General features: G+C 70.6%; 14 protein-coding genes. 7 read left to right on the forward strand and 7 right to left on the reverse strand.

From position 1 onward, the window contains the following. Positions 1–5: 5 nt before the first annotated feature. Positions 6–1,043 carry a methyltransferase gene (locus tag ACZ6YV_RS24300; RefSeq protein ID WP_465511796.1) on the reverse strand — a complete coding sequence of 346 codons (1,038 nt, stop codon included), beginning with the start codon at positions 1,041–1,043 and terminating at the stop codon, positions 6–8. A 171-nt stretch (positions 1,044–1,214) separates the two neighbouring features. Here ACZ6YV_RS24300 and ACZ6YV_RS24305 point away from each other — a divergent pair, with 171 nt between their 5' ends. Then, complete coding sequence (locus ACZ6YV_RS24305) at positions 1,215–2,471, forward strand: beta-ketoacyl-[acyl-carrier-protein] synthase family protein (protein WP_465511797.1); 1,257 nt, start codon at positions 1,215–1,217, stop codon at positions 2,469–2,471. Positions 2,472–2,547: 76 nt separating this feature from the next. Here the strand turns inward: ACZ6YV_RS24305 and ACZ6YV_RS24310 are convergent, their stop codons facing one another. The 3 genes from ACZ6YV_RS24310 to ACZ6YV_RS24320 all read right to left on the reverse strand — a co-directional run bounded on the left by ACZ6YV_RS24310 (position 2,548) and on the right by ACZ6YV_RS24320 (position 5,920). Next, the gene (locus tag ACZ6YV_RS24310; RefSeq protein WP_465511798.1) at positions 2,548–3,330 is read right to left on the reverse strand and encodes an AfsR/SARP family transcriptional regulator; all 783 of its coding nucleotides are present in this window, start codon (positions 3,328–3,330) and stop codon (positions 2,548–2,550) included. 174 nt (positions 3,331–3,504) lie between these two features. Continuing rightward, positions 3,505–4,281: a cyclase family protein gene (locus ACZ6YV_RS24315; RefSeq protein WP_465511799.1), complete on the reverse strand. Its 777-nt coding sequence runs from the start codon at positions 4,279–4,281 to the stop codon at positions 3,505–3,507. A gap of 1 nt (position 4,282) precedes the next feature. Then, entirely contained in the window at positions 4,283–5,920 is a 1,638-nt protein-coding gene (locus tag ACZ6YV_RS24320; protein WP_465511800.1) for an FAD-dependent oxidoreductase, read from the reverse strand. A gap of 162 nt (positions 5,921–6,082) precedes the next feature. Here ACZ6YV_RS24320 and ACZ6YV_RS24325 point away from each other — a divergent pair, with 162 nt between their 5' ends. Genes ACZ6YV_RS24325 through ACZ6YV_RS24340 form a run of 4 tightly spaced genes read left to right on the forward strand, consistent with a single transcriptional unit; the run spans position 6,083 to position 9,980 of the window. Next, entirely contained in the window at positions 6,083–7,645 is a 1,563-nt protein-coding gene (locus tag ACZ6YV_RS24325) for a class I adenylate-forming enzyme family protein (protein WP_465511801.1), read from the forward strand. A gap of 1 nt (position 7,646) precedes the next feature. Further along, a complete protein-coding gene (locus ACZ6YV_RS24330) occupies positions 7,647–7,952 on the forward strand; it encodes an antibiotic biosynthesis monooxygenase family protein (protein WP_465511802.1) in 306 nt (101 codons plus the stop codon). Then, complete coding sequence (locus ACZ6YV_RS24335; RefSeq protein WP_465511803.1) at positions 7,949–8,971, forward strand: methyltransferase; 1,023 nt, start codon at positions 7,949–7,951, stop codon at positions 8,969–8,971. The genes ACZ6YV_RS24330 and ACZ6YV_RS24335 overlap by 4 nt, the downstream gene beginning before the upstream one ends. Before the next feature lie 55 nt (positions 8,972–9,026). Beyond that, entirely contained in the window at positions 9,027–9,980 is a 954-nt protein-coding gene (locus tag ACZ6YV_RS24340) for an acyltransferase domain-containing protein (protein ID WP_465511804.1), read from the forward strand. A gap of 223 nt (positions 9,981–10,203) precedes the next feature. Here the strand turns inward: ACZ6YV_RS24340 and ACZ6YV_RS24345 are convergent, their stop codons facing one another. Continuing rightward, positions 10,204–10,611: a nuclear transport factor 2 family protein gene (locus ACZ6YV_RS24345; RefSeq protein WP_465511805.1), complete on the reverse strand. Its 408-nt coding sequence runs from the start codon at positions 10,609–10,611 to the stop codon at positions 10,204–10,206. A gap of 146 nt (positions 10,612–10,757) precedes the next feature. Between ACZ6YV_RS24345 and ACZ6YV_RS24350 the strand changes: the two genes are divergently transcribed. Further along, positions 10,758–11,657, forward strand: coding sequence for an SRPBCC family protein (locus tag ACZ6YV_RS24350; protein ID WP_378237357.1), 900 nt, complete (start codon positions 10,758–10,760; stop codon positions 11,655–11,657). Beyond that, positions 11,654–12,334, forward strand: coding sequence for a class I SAM-dependent methyltransferase (locus ACZ6YV_RS24355; RefSeq protein WP_465511806.1), 681 nt, complete (start codon positions 11,654–11,656; stop codon positions 12,332–12,334). The genes ACZ6YV_RS24350 and ACZ6YV_RS24355 overlap by 4 nt, the downstream gene beginning before the upstream one ends. Positions 12,335–12,340: 6 nt before the next feature. On the opposite strand, the gene ACZ6YV_RS24360 is transcribed toward ACZ6YV_RS24355, so the two are convergent. Then, positions 12,341–13,129: an isocitrate lyase/PEP mutase family protein gene (locus ACZ6YV_RS24360; RefSeq protein WP_465511807.1), complete on the reverse strand. Its 789-nt coding sequence runs from the start codon at positions 13,127–13,129 to the stop codon at positions 12,341–12,343. 4 nt (positions 13,130–13,133) lie between these two features. Then, on the reverse strand, positions 13,134–13,712 hold the full coding sequence (locus ACZ6YV_RS24365) for a TetR/AcrR family transcriptional regulator C-terminal domain-containing protein (RefSeq protein ID WP_465511808.1): 579 nt from the start codon (positions 13,710–13,712) through the stop codon (positions 13,134–13,136). Between the last annotated feature and the right edge of the window lie 39 nt (positions 13,713–13,751).

Consider the following 13,751-nt stretch of genomic DNA (forward strand, 5'->3'; position numbering starts at 1 on the left):
CTCCCTCAGTTCGGTTTGACGGCGATCACGAAGTGGTCGCGCGTGATGGTGTCGGTCCGGAAGGCCCGTTCGTTCCGGAAGCCGGCCGCGGCCAGCCAGCCCTGGCACTCGGCGACGCTGTACTGCGAGTTGTCGTCGCGGATGATCGCGCTGTTGATGCGCTGCAGCAACGTGTCGAGCCGTTCGTCGCCACGGTCGATCATCGCGTCGTAGACGACGATCGCGCCGCCGGGCCGGAGCGCGGCGTAGGCGCGGTCGATCAGGTCGAGCCGCGATTCGGTCGGCCAGTCGGCGAGGACGTGGCCCAGGATCAGGACGTCCACCGCGGGCATCAGTTCGGCGAAGAAGTCGCCGCCGGTGAACTTCACCCGGTCCGCCACGCCGAGGTCCTTGAGCAGTTCGTCCGCCAGCGGCGCCAACCCCGGCAGGTCGAAGACCTCGCCGGACAGATGCGGGTGGGCGAGCGCGATCCGTGCCGCGACGTTGCCCCGCGCGCCGCCCACGTCGGCGAAGCTGCGATAGCGGCTCCAGTCGATCTCGCGGGCGAGTTCGTCGCCGGTGAACCCGTTGTGCGCGTCCATATGCGCCATCACGTGCCGGGCCTTGTCGAGGTCTTGGTAGAACGTCGGGTACGCGGCGGGGCCGAGGCCGGCCACCGGCGAGGTCGCCTTGCCCTCCCGCAGCGCTTCGGTGAGCTTGCCCCACGCGTGGTAGTGCATGTTCGCGTGCTGTTTGGCGGTCCCGCCCAGGTACGTCGGGGCGCCGGGGACCAGGAATTCCGAGGCCAGCGCGCTGTTGCGGTACTCGGTGCCGTCGCTTTCGAGCAGGCCGAGTTCGCACAGGACGTCCAGGAATTCCGGGAACAGGCGGTGTTTCACGCCGAGGGCCAGCCGGGTGGACTCGGCGGTCGCGGGGGCTTCGGCGAGCAGTTCGAACACGCCGAGTTCCACGGCGCTCTGCATCGCCTTCGCCCGGAAATAGGCGGTGTTGAGCTCGATCACCGAACGGGCACGAGCCACCGCGGTCGTGGTTTCTTCGGGCATGGGAAGACCTTTCGCTCGCCGGCGCGGCGGGAACCACACCGTGGGACGGCGATCACCGTGACAGCGCCGGTTCGCGTGCCCGTCGAGCGCGCCGCGTCCAAGACGAGTCGAGGACGGTACGAACGCGGACGCGCATCCTCGCCCGGTAACTGCGGCGGAGAGAGGTGGCGGATGCGGCGAGCGCGACGAGTGGTGGTGACCGGGATCGGGGTGGTGGCCCCGGGCGGGATCGGCACCCGGAACTACTGGGATCTGTTGACCGCCGGGAGAACGGCGACCAGGACCATTTCCCTGTTCGACGCGGGCCCCTTCCGGTCGAGGGTGGCCGCGGAATGCGACTTCGACCCGGTGGCGGCCGGGCTGAGCCGACGTCAGATCCGGGCGTGGGACCGGACGACGCAGTTCGCCGTCGTCGCCGCGAGGGAGGCGATGGCCGACAGCGGGCTCGGCGGCGTTTTGACACCCGAACGAACCGGCGTGATGGTCGGCACCGCGTGCGGGATGACGATCAGTCTCGACCGCGAGTACGCGATCGTCAGCGACGAGGGGAGCGGCTGGCTGGTCGACGACCGGCACGGCGCGCCCTATCTGTACGACTACTTCGTGCCGTCCTCGATGGCGAAGGAGATCGCCTGGGAGACCGACGCGCAAGGCCCGGTCGGCATCGTCTCCACCGGCTGCACCTCGGGGATCGACGTGCTGATCCACGCGAGTGACCTGATCGCCGACGGCGCGGCCGACGTCATGCTCGCCGGTGCCTCCGACGCGGCGATCTCCCCGATCACCGTGGCCTGTTTCGACGCGATCAAGGCCACCACGCCGCGTAACGACGATCCGGCGACCGCGTCCCGGCCGTTCGACCGCACCCGCAACGGGTTCGCCCTCGCCGAGGGATCGGCGCTGGTCGTGCTGGAGGAGTACGAGCACGCCCGGCGGCGCGGCGCGCACATCTACGCGGAGATCGCCGGGCACGCGTCCCGCAGCAACGCCTACTCGATGACCGGTCTCCGGCCCGACGGCGCGGAGCTCGCCGACGCGATCACCTCGGCGCTCGACATGGCGCGGCTCGACCCCACGGCCCTCGACTACGTCAACGCGCACGGGTCCGCGACGAAGCAGAACGATCTGCACGAAACGGCGGCGTACAAGCGAAGCCTCGGCGCGCACGCCCACCGGGTGCCGGTCAGTTCGATCAAGTCCATGATCGGGCATTCGCTCGGTGCCGTCTGCGCGCTGGAGGTGGTGGCCTGCGCGCTCGCCATCGAGCATTCGGTGATCCCGCCGACGGCCAACCTGACCGAGCCGGACCCCGAACTCGACCTCGACTACGTGCCGATCACCGCCCGCGAACAGCGGACGAACGCGGTGCTGAGCGTGTCGAGCGGCTTCGGCGGCTTCCAGAGCGCGATGGTCCTCACGCGACCCTGAACCCGGAAGTACGTGAAGGCCCCCTTCATTGCGCTAGGCGCAATGAAGGGGGCCTTCACGTACTTGGGCAAGACCCTCACGGCATGGACTGCAGCAGGTGCTCCGCCGAACGCGGCCGCTCGACGCCGACCAGGACGTCGTGATGCAGCTGGTGCAGGGGTTGTGAAGGGGCGATCCCGAGCTCGCGGTCGAGAGTGCGCTGAAGGCGCTGGTAGGTCTCGAGCGCGTCCGCCCGCCGCCCGACGGCGTGCAAGGCCACGATGAGCTGTTCGTGCAGCCATTCGTCGTAGGGATGCGCGTGCGTCAGGAAACGCAGCTCCGGGATCAGCTCGCGGTAGCGCCCGAGATGCGCGTCGGCGAGGGTCCGCATGCGCAGGGCGCGCATCCTGATCTCGTCGAGGTGGGTGATGTAGGGCGTGAGGATCGGGCCCGCCGGGATGTCCGAAAGCACCGGTCCGCGCCACAGTGCCAGTGCCGCGCGGAGCCGGTCCGCGGCCTGGACGGCGTCGCCGGCGATCAGCGCGGCGCCGCCTTCCTCGGTGAGCCGTTCGAAGACGAACGTGTCGATCTCCGCCGGGTCGGCGTGCAGGATGTAGCCGGGGGCGCGAGTGGTGATGAACGGCCCGGAAAACCTTGCCCGGTAACGTTTTCGGAGCTGGTAGATGTAGGTCTGCGCGGTGGTCAGCGCGCTGCGCGGCGGCTGCTCGCCCCACAGTTCGTCGATGATGGCGGACCGGTCGACGACCTGGTTCGCCCGCAGCAGCAACTGGGCCAGTGTCCACCGGATCTTGGTGGCCGAAGGCAGGTCGAGTTCTCCGTCGAAGTGGACCTCGAGCGGTCCGAGCAAGGTGAAGATCATGCCTCCTTGCTACTCGCCCCTGCCCCGCCTCCGGAAGCGGAATCGCCTTAAGTGGCAGGGAAAACGGGCTCCTCGACGAGTCCGCATCCCTCCGGGGAAACAGTCCGGCTCAACCACGGGGTACCCCTCGTGCGGCCCGGCGGCGGGGCACCGGTGTGGCGCCCCGCCGCCCGCTCAGCTCTCGTCGACGATCGCGACCGCGCGGGCCCAGCCCGCCCCCGCACCGGCGAGCTTCACCGGCAGGCAGCTGACGGTGAACCCGGTCGGCGCGGGCAACGCGGCCAGGTCGGCCAGCCGCTCGATCTGGCAGTACTCGCGTTCCCTGCCGAGGAAGTGCGCCGGCCACAGCACGCCGTCGTCGCCGGTCCGCTGGTACTCGCGGATCATGTGGCCGAACGGCGCGTCCAGGCTGAACGCGTCGGTGCCGATCACCCGCACGCCCAGATCGAGCAGGAACGCCGTGGCCGACCGGTCGAGCCCGGTGAAATCGGTGAAGTAGGCCGGGGTGCCGGACCGGACGTCCGCCCCGGTGCGCAGCAGCACGATCTCGCCGGGACCCGGCGTGTGCCCGATGTCCGAACAGGCGCGGCGCAGGCGAGCGGCGTCGACCGTGCCGGTGCCCGCGTCGCTGATGTCGAGCAGGACGCCCGGCCCGATGAACCATTCGAGCGGTAGTTCGTCGATGTGGCGCGGTGTCCCGTACGACGTTTTCGTGCCGTAATGCGACGGCGCGTCCACATGGGTGCCGGTGTGCGTCGTCAGCGTCATCGTGTCGAGGCTGAGCAACTCGCCGTCGGGCAGCACGGCCGGATCGAAGTCGAGCCCGTGGTTGTCCCGCATGCCCTCGGCCATGTGCACGGCGCCCTGGGCGGGGGAAAGCACCTCGTGCACCACGGGATTCGGCTCCCAGACCTTCGCGTCGACAGGCGTCGAAAGATCGATGATCCGCATGTCAGACCTCCTCGGCCGGGACGGCTTTCGCCTGCCGCAGCCCGACCTCGCGCAGGACGCCGTCGAGGTCCGCGGTCACCGAACCCTTGGCCGCCAGATGACCGTCCGGCCTGATCAGCGCGAAGCCGCCCTCGGGAATCCCGACCGCGGTCCGGACCGCCCGGCCGGGGTCGGTGAGCGGCCTCGCCCCGCAGCTCGGGACGGGTGCCGCCGACAGCGTGCGGACCGAGACGGCCGCCCCGTGCCCGTCGATGACGTCGTCCAGCGCCGCGGCCACGGCGGCCGCGTCCGTGCCCTGCCCGGCGTCGGCCAGCAGCGTCCACCGGGGGTCGGTGAGTTCGGCGGCGATCGCCTGCCAGCCGGGATGCGCGGCGGCCTGCCGTGCCGACCAGGCCACCCGATGGCCCGGAAGCAGCCCGTCCCCGTTCCCGGACGGCAGGCTGAGCGGGCTGGCGGCGTAGTCGAGGGCCAGCCCGGACATGGTGGTCATGATCTTGCGTTCGACGCGCCGCTTCAGCGGTTTCACCAGGTCCAGGAAGCCCAGCCCGAGCGGCAGGGCGATCGGCGCGACGGCGTTGCGCAGGGCGATCAGCGCGGTCGCGGTGCGGGTGGTGCGCATCAGCACTTCACCGACCGGCGTGCGCTCGTGCTGGTAGCTGTCGAGCAGCTCCTCGCTCGCGTGTCCCCGGACGACATCGGCGAGTTTCCACGCGAGGTTGTACGCGTCCTGGACGCCGGTGTTCATGCCCTGTCCCGACGCCGGGCTGTGCACGTGAGCCGCGTCCCCGGCGACGAAGCACCGGCCCTCGCGCATCCGGTCGATCATGCGCTGCTGGATGGTGAACACCGAGACCCAGGTGGGCCGCTCCACCCGGACCTCGCGGCCGAGCGCGCGGGCGATCTTGCCCTGGAACCGGTCGGCGACCAGGCGGGGGTCGTCGGACTGGGCGACGTCGGCGGTGTCGACCAGCCGCCACTTGCCCGGCGTGGGGAACGGCACCATCAGCACCGTCCCGTCGCCGCCGTGGATCCAGTGCAGGCTGTCGCGCGGCAGGTCCGCGTCGATGACGGCGTCGGCGATCAGCCACGTCTCCGTCGACTCGCCCGCCAGGTTCAGCCCGAGCGCGCGGCGGACCGTGCTGTGCCCGCCGTCGGCCCCGATCAGCCAGGGGACGACGCACCGTTCCTCCCGGCCGGAGGTGTGCCGCAGCCGGCCGGTCACCTGGTGCTCGTCCTGGTCGAGGCCGGTGAGTTCGACCCCCCATTCGACTTCGACCCCGCGTCCGGCCAGCGCGGTCCGCAGCACCTCTTCGGTGAGGACCTGGTCGATCTGCAGGGTGAAGGGATACCGGGTGGGCAGGTGGTCGTAGCCGCTGCCGAACCGGATCATCGCGCGGCCGTTGCGGTGCATGGTGAAACCGTCGACCCGCTGACCGCGGCCGAGGATCTCGTCGGACAGGCCCATCTGTTCGTAGATCTCGAGGGTGCGGGCGTGGGTGGCGGTCGCGCGGCTGGTCACCGCGGGACCGTCGGCGCGGTCGACCACCCGCACCCGCACACCGCGGCGGGTCAGTTCGAGCGCGGCGGTGAGGCCGACCGGTCCCGCTCCGGCCACCAGGACGTCTGGGATCTGCTCCATCAGCGGTTCACTCCTTTTCCGGGCAACCCCGGGAGAGTCCACTCCGGACTTCGATTCCCGGACGCCGCCCGTTCGAGCACCGGCTCGGCGGGCGCTCGAACCGCGGCCGAACGCCGTGCCGCACCGTCGGATCCCGACCAAGGCAGGAAAGGAGCCGACTCGATGCCGGAAGAGGAGCACGTGGTGGCGGGTCCGCCGCTCGCGGTGCTGGGCGGGCTGCCCGGCGGGCCGCGGGTGGAGCAGCTGCTCGAACGGGCCGTCGGCGCCGCGCCCGGCAGGCTGGCGGTCGCCTCGCTCACCTATGCCGAACTCGACCGCGCCTCGACCCGGTTCGCGCTGGCGTTGCGGGCGCGGGGGATCGGGCGGAGTGACGTCGTGGCCTTGCCGATGGCGCTCGACCGGCGGTTCGCCATCGGGTTCTTCGGGATCGCGAAGGCGGGGGCGGTGAGCGCGCTCGTCAATCCGCTGCTGCGGGAAGAGGCGCTCGCGCACGTGCTGGCGCTCTGCGAGGCGAAGACAGCGTTCGTCACCGAAGGGCAGCACCGGGTGCTCGCGGCGGTCCGGGACAGGTTGCCGGCGCTCGAAAACATCTTCCTGCTCGGCGAAGGCACGGAGACCGGTCTGTCCTCAATGGACGATCTGATCGCCGCGACCCCCGAGGCGGCGCTGCCGGAACCCACGGCCGGGCCGGATGACCTGGCGTGCCTGCAGTTCACCAGCGGGACCACCGGACCGGCCAAGGCCGTGCGGCTCAGCCACCGGAACCTCACCGTCAACGCGGCCCAGACCGCCTGGTGTCACCGGCTTTCGGCGGATTCGGTGCTGGTGAACCATTTGCCGACGTTCCACCTGATGCATCTGACCATCGGCGTCACCGTCGCGGCCCGGCACGTGCTGTGCCCCGGCGACGATCTCCTCGGGGCCGTCGCGACGGCCCGCGCCGAGGGCGGGACGCACTTCTACAGCCTGCCGGTGCGCCTGGCCCGGCTCGCCGCCCGGCCGGAGTTGCCGACGCTGCGGGTGCCGTCGCTCCAGGCGATCCTGTCCGGTGGTTCGGCGATGCCACCGCCCGCGACGGACACGCTGTCCGCCGCGTTCGGTGTTCCTGTCGTCCAGGGATTCGGGCTGGCGGAGACGGCGCCGTCAACCCACCTCGGCAGCCTCGACCGGCCGAAGACGGGTTCGTCCGGCCCGCCCGTTCCCGGCACGTCCGCCCGCGTCGTCGACCTCGACACCGGCGCCCCGCTCGGGCCGGGCGCGAACGGGGAGATCCAGGTGCGCGGCCCGCAGCTGATGCTCGGCTACCTCGGCCGGGACAGGGACGAGGATCTGCCGGGTGGCTGGCTGGCCACCGGGGACGTCGGCCACCACGACGAGGACGGCTACCTGTTCGTCGTGGACCGGATCAAGGACGTCTTCAAATGCGACAACTGGCTGGTGACCCCCAGCGAGATCGAGAAGGTGCTGAGCAGGCATCCCGGTGTCGCCGACTGTGTCGTCCTCGACCTGCCCCACGAGTTCAGCGGCGCCGTCGCGCACGCCGTTGTCGTCCCCTCGGCCGGGCAGGCCACGGCGGAGGAACTGGCGTCGTTCGTCAACACCCGGCTGCCCTACTACGAACATCTGCACGGCGTCCACTTCGTCGACTCGGTCCACCGGTCGCCGACGGGCAAGGTGCAGCGGCGTGATCTGCGAGAACAGTTGATGGCGAAGACAAGGAGATAGCGTGTTCATCTTCATCGACCGGATGACCGTGACCGGTGACCTGGCGGACTACCAGCGGATCATCGGCCGGATTTCCGAACATATGGCCGCCCAGCCCGGTTTCCGCTCCCACCGGCTGTACCGGAACTCGAAGAATCCCCTCGAATACGTGGAAATCGCCGAATGGGAGAACGCGGAGCTGCACAAGGCGGCCACCGGGCAGGCGGGATTCCGCGAGCCGCTCGGCGAGCTGCTGAAGCACGCGACCGTCGATTTCGCCACCTACGAGCAGATTTCCGCGCACGACGCCGCCGAGGTGACCCGGTGAGCGCGACGGCCTTGCCGCGTTCGGTGCGGCGGTTCCGGGAACTGTTCCTGAGCGCCGCCTGCGCGGCCGCCGTGCGCGCGGCGGCGCGGCTCGGGCTCGCGGACGCCATCGGGGAGGAGGCCGAGCCGGTGCCCACTGTGGCCGAACGGCTCGGCGTCGACGCCGGGGCGCTGCGGCGGCTGCTGCGGGCGCTGGCCAGCAACGGCATCTTCGCCGAGGCGCCGGACGACGGCTTCGTGCACACGGAGATGTCGAAACTGCTCCGGGAAGACGCGCCCCGGAGCCTGAAGTACAGCGCGCTCTGGGCGACCGAGCCGTGGACGTGGACGCTGTGGCCGCATCTCGACGAAGCCGTCCGCACCGGCCAGCCGGTCTTCGAAGACTTGCACGGCAAGGAGTTCTTCGGCTACCTGCACGCCGAGGCCCCGGAGTCGGCGGAGATCTTCGACCGCGCGATGACCCAGTCGAGCAGGCTTTCGGCGATCGCCATCGCGGACGAACTCGACCTGTCCGGCGCCGAAGTCGTCGCCGACATCGCCGGTGGCCAGGGGCATGTCCTGGCGACGCTGCTCGAACGTCACCCCGGCCTCCGCGGCGTGCTGTTCGACCTGCCGGAGGTCGTCGCCAACGCCGATCCGCGGCTCACCGGGAAGGGGGCGCTGGCGGGCCGGACCGAACTCGTCCCCGGCGACTGCCGTCACGGCGTGTCCGCGGACGCCGACGTGTACGTGCTGAAGAACATTCTCGAATGGGACGACGAAAGCACCATCGCCACCCTGCGCGGGATCGCGGGCGGCCGTCCCGGCGCCCGGGTGTACGTGCTGGAGAACCTGCTCGACGGCAGTCCGGAGCTGAAGTTCACCACGGCGATGGATCTGTTGCTGCTGCTGAACGTCGGCGGCCGCAAGCACACCAGGGACGGGCTCGCCGACCTCGTCCGCCGGTCGGGGCTGAGCCTCGACGAGGTGCGCCCGGTGAACTCCTATCTCCATCTGTTCGCCTGCACCGTGCCGGAATAGCGGAACGGGCCCGCCGGTCCCCAGTGGCCGGCGGGCCCTTTGCCGAGAGGACGTCGTGTCGGACATCGCCTTCCTGTTTCCCGGCCAGGGCGCCCAAAACCCGGGCATGGCCGTGGAGTTGTACGACGAGGAGCCCGTGTTCACCGCCGTGCTGGACGAACTGTTCGGCCTGCTCGGCGCCGAGGGCGCGGCCCTGCGCCGGGACTGGCTCAGCGCGGAACCCTTGGTACCGCTGGAAGACGCGTCGAGGGCGCAGCCGTTGCTGTTCGCCGTCGGCTACGCGCTCGGCCGGACGCTCGTCGCGCGCGGCGTCGTGCCGTCCGCGGTGCTGGGGCACAGCATCGGTGAGCTGGCCGCGGCCGCGCTCGCGGGGGTGTTCGACGTGGCGCACGCGGCGCGGATCCTGTCCTGCCGGAGCCGGGTGCTGGCCGAGGTGCCCGCGGGAGGTCTCCTCGCCGTCGCGGCCCGGCCCGAAGCCATCACCCCGTTCCTGACCGGCGAAGTCGTGATCGGCGCGTACAACGCCCCCGCGCAAACGGTGCTGGCGGGCCCCGCCGGGCCGCTCGCGGAGGCGGCCGCCGCCCTCACCGAAGCGGGCCTGGTCCACCAGCGCGTCGCGGCCCGGCAGCCGTTCCATTCCCCGGCCGTCGCCGAGGCCGCGACGCGGTTCGAGGACGGGTTCACCGCCGCGGAACTGCGTCCGCCGTCGATCCCGGTGCATTCGACCCGCACGGCCGCCGTGGTGACCGCCGACGAGGCCGTGAGCCCGGCTTTCTGGGCGGGACAGCTGGCCGCGCCCGTCCGCTTCCGGTCCGCTTTGGACAGTCTGCTCGACGGCGGCGCGCGGACACTGGTGGAAGTGGGCCCGCGCGGTCTTTCCCTGCTCGCCCTGCGCCATCCACGGGTCCGCCGTGGCGGTCACCGGGTGTTCAGCGCCCTGCCGGCCGTCGCCGCCGGAACGCGCGAGCACTGGGCCGCGCTCCTGGACTCCCTGAACACGCGTGCTTGACGCCGGAACACGCGTGACTGAAGGCGGAACTCGCGTGATTAGAGCCGGAACTCGCGTGATTGAAGCCGGAACACGCTGTGCGGCCTTCAAACACGCGAGTTCCGCCTTCAATCACGCGAGATCCGGCTTCAAGCACATGAGATCCAGCTTCAAGCACGGGTGCAGGGGCTCCTTCCCTCGGCAGAGATGGGGGAAGGAGCCCCTGCACACAGGTCGGCGTGGTTCAGGGCAGGTCGTCGCGCGTCACGAAACGGGCCTTCACGCGCAGTTCGCCGTTCTCCCGCACCAGGATGTCGCGGCAGACGCAGATCCGGCGCAGCTGGGGATCCTTGCCCTGGAACGTCGAGAACACCAGCGCGTAGCACGTCGCCTGGAGATTCCCGTCCGGCAGTTCCTCGACGTCCACCATCCCGTGCCAGTGCCGCCGCTGCTCGCCCGCCGCCTTCTGCTCGGCCGCGGCCTTGCTCATCGTCGCGATCAGTTCGGCACGGCCGCGCAGGGGTTCCGGCTCGCCGGGGCCGGTGAACGTGCCGTCCTCGGTGAACGTGGCCGCCCAGTCCTCCGCCGCGCCGGCGTCGAGCAGGTGCATGTGCCGTGCGTAGAACTGCTGGACCTCGACATACGGGCTCACGGTGTCTCCTCATCCTTGGTGTGCGCCGAGGATCACCCAGCGACTTCGATTCCCGTTCGCGCGCGCCGCGTCCATCCCTGCTGGACGTCTGCTCGAAGCCGGGCCGCGATCGTGGGCGCACCAGCCGACGAGGAATGGAGACAGCGGTGCGGAAATCGATCGTCGAAGACCAGGTGATGGTGGCGGCTCCCGCCGAACTGGTCCGCCAGCTGATCTGTGACGTGACTTCCTGGCCACAGTGGTACCGACCGGCCGTGCACGCCGAATTCCTCGAACCGGACCTGTTGCGGCACTGGATGCTCGTCGATGACAGCAGCGTCCGGACCTGGACCGAGCGGCGCCGCCTGTCCGACGACGGCACGCAGGTCGTCGCGGTCCGCGAAGACGGTGGCGGGGCGGAGGTCACGACCTGGACCGTCGAGGAGCAGCCGTACGGCAAGACGGCCCTGCGCGTGCGGACGGAATTCTCCGCCGTCGGCAGGGAAGCCGAAGACGCGATCGCGGACGAGAACCGTGAGTTCCTGGCGGCCGTGCGCGACCGCGCCGAGCGCGACGAGGAACTGGAGCGCCTGGTCATCTCGTTCGAGGACCCGCTTTTCGTCTCCGGCGGGATGGAGGACTGCTACGCCTACCTGTTCGAGGCGGACAAGTGGCCGGAGCGCGTTCCCCACGTGCTCGCGCTCGCGCTGGAACAGCCCGAGCCGACGGTCCAGTTCTTCGACATGGACACGCGTTCCGCCGACGGTTCGGAGCACACCACCCGGTCGGTCCGGATCTGCCTGAGCGGGAACAAGATCGTCTACAAGCAGATCAAGCCGCCCGCCACGATGAACGCGCACACCGGCCACTGGACGTTCACCGAGACGCCCGAAGGCATCCTGCTGGGCGCGCGGCACACCTGCACCATCAGGCCGGAGGGGATGCACCTGCTCGGCGAGGGCACCACCGTCGAGGGCGCCCGCCGGTACCTGCGGAAGGTGCTGAGCGCCAACAGCATGGGCAACCTGCGCCTGACCAAGGAGTACGCCGAGGAGCTCGCCAAATGACCGGGGGAACAGCGGAACCCCGCACGGACGAGGTGCTCGCCGGCGCGGCCGTGTACAGCCGGAAGCCCATCCTCGCCGCCTACGACCTGTGGGTCCTCGGGTTCGTGTGCTCGCGGGTCTGGCGGTGCCCCAACACGAACATGAAACGGCTCTACGACCGCAATGTCGAGGCGAAGCATCTCGACCTCGGCCCCGGTACCGGGTTCTTCCTCGACAAGGCGAAGTTCCCGGTCGCGGATCCGTCGATCGTGTTGCTGGACCTCAACGAGGACGCCCTGCGCCGCACCGGCGCCAGGCTCGCGCGGTATCGCCCCGAGGCCTACCGGCGTGACGTGTTCGAGCCGCTCGACCTCGGCGAGGCGCGGTTCGGCTCGGTGGGCCTGAACTTCCTGCTGCACTGCCTTCCCGGTTCGATGGAGCACAAGGCGACGGTGTTCGACCAGGTGCTGCCCTATGTCGAACCCGGCGGGCGGATCTTCGGCAGCACCGTGCTCGCCCGCGGCGTCGAGCACGGCAAACTGGCGCCGAAAGCGCTGGAATCGCTCAACGGCGACGGCGTGATGAACAACCTCGAAGACTCCTTCGAGGAGCTGGACGCCCAGCTGGCCGCGCGGTTCTCCCGCTATCGCCTGTGGGCACAGGGTTCGGTGGGGCTGTTCGAGGTGACCGTGGTCTGAGTGTCCTCAGTGGACATCCGGGGTGAGGAGGCCGTTGAGCTCGCCGTAGCCGACGGCCTCCTCCAGCCGCGTGTACGTGCCTGCCGAGAAGAGCTCCCGGGCGCTTTCCCGCGCGACGGCGTACGCGGCCTGGCTGATTCCGGAGCCGACGCTCACCCGCGCGACCCCGAGCCCGGCCAGTTCCTTGACGCTCGGCGCGCCTGGGTGGGCCATCACGTTCACCGGCGCGTCGATGCCCTCGACGAGCGCGGCGATCACGGCGGGATCGGTGGCGCCGGGCACGAAGATCCCGTCCGCGCCCGCCGCCAGGTAGGCGGCCGCGCGCTCCAGCGTCTCCGGCACCCCGCCGAGCCCCCGGAGGAAGGTGTCGATCCGGGCGTTGACGAACACGTCGTCGCTCGCCGCGCGGGCCGCCGCGATGCGCGGGACCACCTCTTCGGGCGGGCGCGGGCCGTCCTCGATGTTGATCCCGGCCGCGCCGGCCGCCACCACCGCGGCGACGGTCTCGGTGACGCCGCCGGGTGTGTCCGCGTAGCCGCCCTCGATGTCGGCGGTCACCGGAACCGTTGTCACGCGGGCGATCCTGGCGATCAGGTCCACCGCGAGGTCGCGGCCGAGCCGGTCGCCGTCGGGGACGCCGAGGCTCCACGCCACCCCGGCGCTGGTGGTGGCGATCGCCGCGGCGCCCGCGTCCTCGATGATCCGGGCGCTCGCGACGTCCCACGCGTTGGCCAGCACCAGCGGGCTCGACGGGACGTGCAGGGAACGGAACAGCCGGGCGGTTTCGGTCGTCATGGGCTCAGTCCAGCAGTTTCGCGACAGCGGAGTCTGGCGGATTTGCGACATCGACCTCGGCGCGGAGCCCGGCGATCAGGCGGGCGAGGCCGTACTCGAAGGAGGCGGCCGGATCTTCGGAGCGGTCGTTCTCGGCGTGCTGCTGTTCGTCGATCGCGCAGCCGAGGGTGTACCGGCTGATGGCGAGGATCGCGTGCGTCGCGTCTTCTTCGTCGAAACCGGCCGCCAGCAACGGTTTGATCAGCGGCGTCATCGCCGCCCGCCCGGTCGGGCGGGAGCCCGCGTGCAGGCGCGCGCCGTCCCGGTAGGACAGCAGCGTGCGGCGGATGGTGCGGGCGCGCCGGGCCAGCCACTCGGCCCAGTCGTCCATCGCCGCGGGATCGTCCAGCGGGGCGAGCTGGTCGTCCAGCATGGTTTCGGCCATCTGATCGAGCAGCGCCTGCTTGCTCTTGAAGTGCGTGTAGAGCGCGGGACCCCGCACGCCGAGCTTTTCCCCGAGCTTGCGCAGGCTCAAACCGTCCAGCCCGGACTCGTCGAGGAGTTCGAGCGCGGCTCGAACGTAGCCATCCCGTCTCACGACCATGGGCACACCTTCGCCCGTCCCTATCGGACTTGACAACTC

The sequence above is a fragment of the Amycolatopsis sp. NPDC102522 genome, from assembly GCF_055584485.1.

Excerpts from the sequence above, each read along its gene's own strand:
- ACZ6YV_RS24305 (WP_465511797.1), top strand. The coding sequence starts at position 1,215 with ATGCGGCGAGCGCGACGAGTGGTGGTGACCGGGATCGGGGTGGTGGCC.
- ACZ6YV_RS24365 (WP_465511808.1), bottom strand. The coding sequence starts at position 13,712 with ATGGTCGTGAGACGGGATGGCTACGTTCGAGCCGCGCTCGAACTCCTC.
- ACZ6YV_RS24320 (WP_465511800.1), bottom strand. The coding sequence starts at position 5,920 with ATGGAGCAGATCCCAGACGTCCTGGTGGCCGGAGCGGGACCGGTCGGC.
- ACZ6YV_RS24355 (WP_465511806.1), top strand. The coding sequence starts at position 11,654 with ATGACCGGGGGAACAGCGGAACCCCGCACGGACGAGGTGCTCGCCGGC.
- ACZ6YV_RS24300 (WP_465511796.1), bottom strand. The coding sequence starts at position 1,043 with ATGCCCGAAGAAACCACGACCGCGGTGGCTCGTGCCCGTTCGGTGATC.
- ACZ6YV_RS24360 (WP_465511807.1), bottom strand. The coding sequence starts at position 13,129 with ATGACGACCGAAACCGCCCGGCTGTTCCGTTCCCTGCACGTCCCGTCG.
- ACZ6YV_RS24325 (WP_465511801.1), top strand. The coding sequence starts at position 6,083 with ATGCCGGAAGAGGAGCACGTGGTGGCGGGTCCGCCGCTCGCGGTGCTG.
- ACZ6YV_RS24310 (WP_465511798.1), bottom strand. The coding sequence starts at position 3,330 with ATGATCTTCACCTTGCTCGGACCGCTCGAGGTCCACTTCGACGGAGAA.
- ACZ6YV_RS24315 (WP_465511799.1), bottom strand. The coding sequence starts at position 4,281 with ATGCGGATCATCGATCTTTCGACGCCTGTCGACGCGAAGGTCTGGGAG.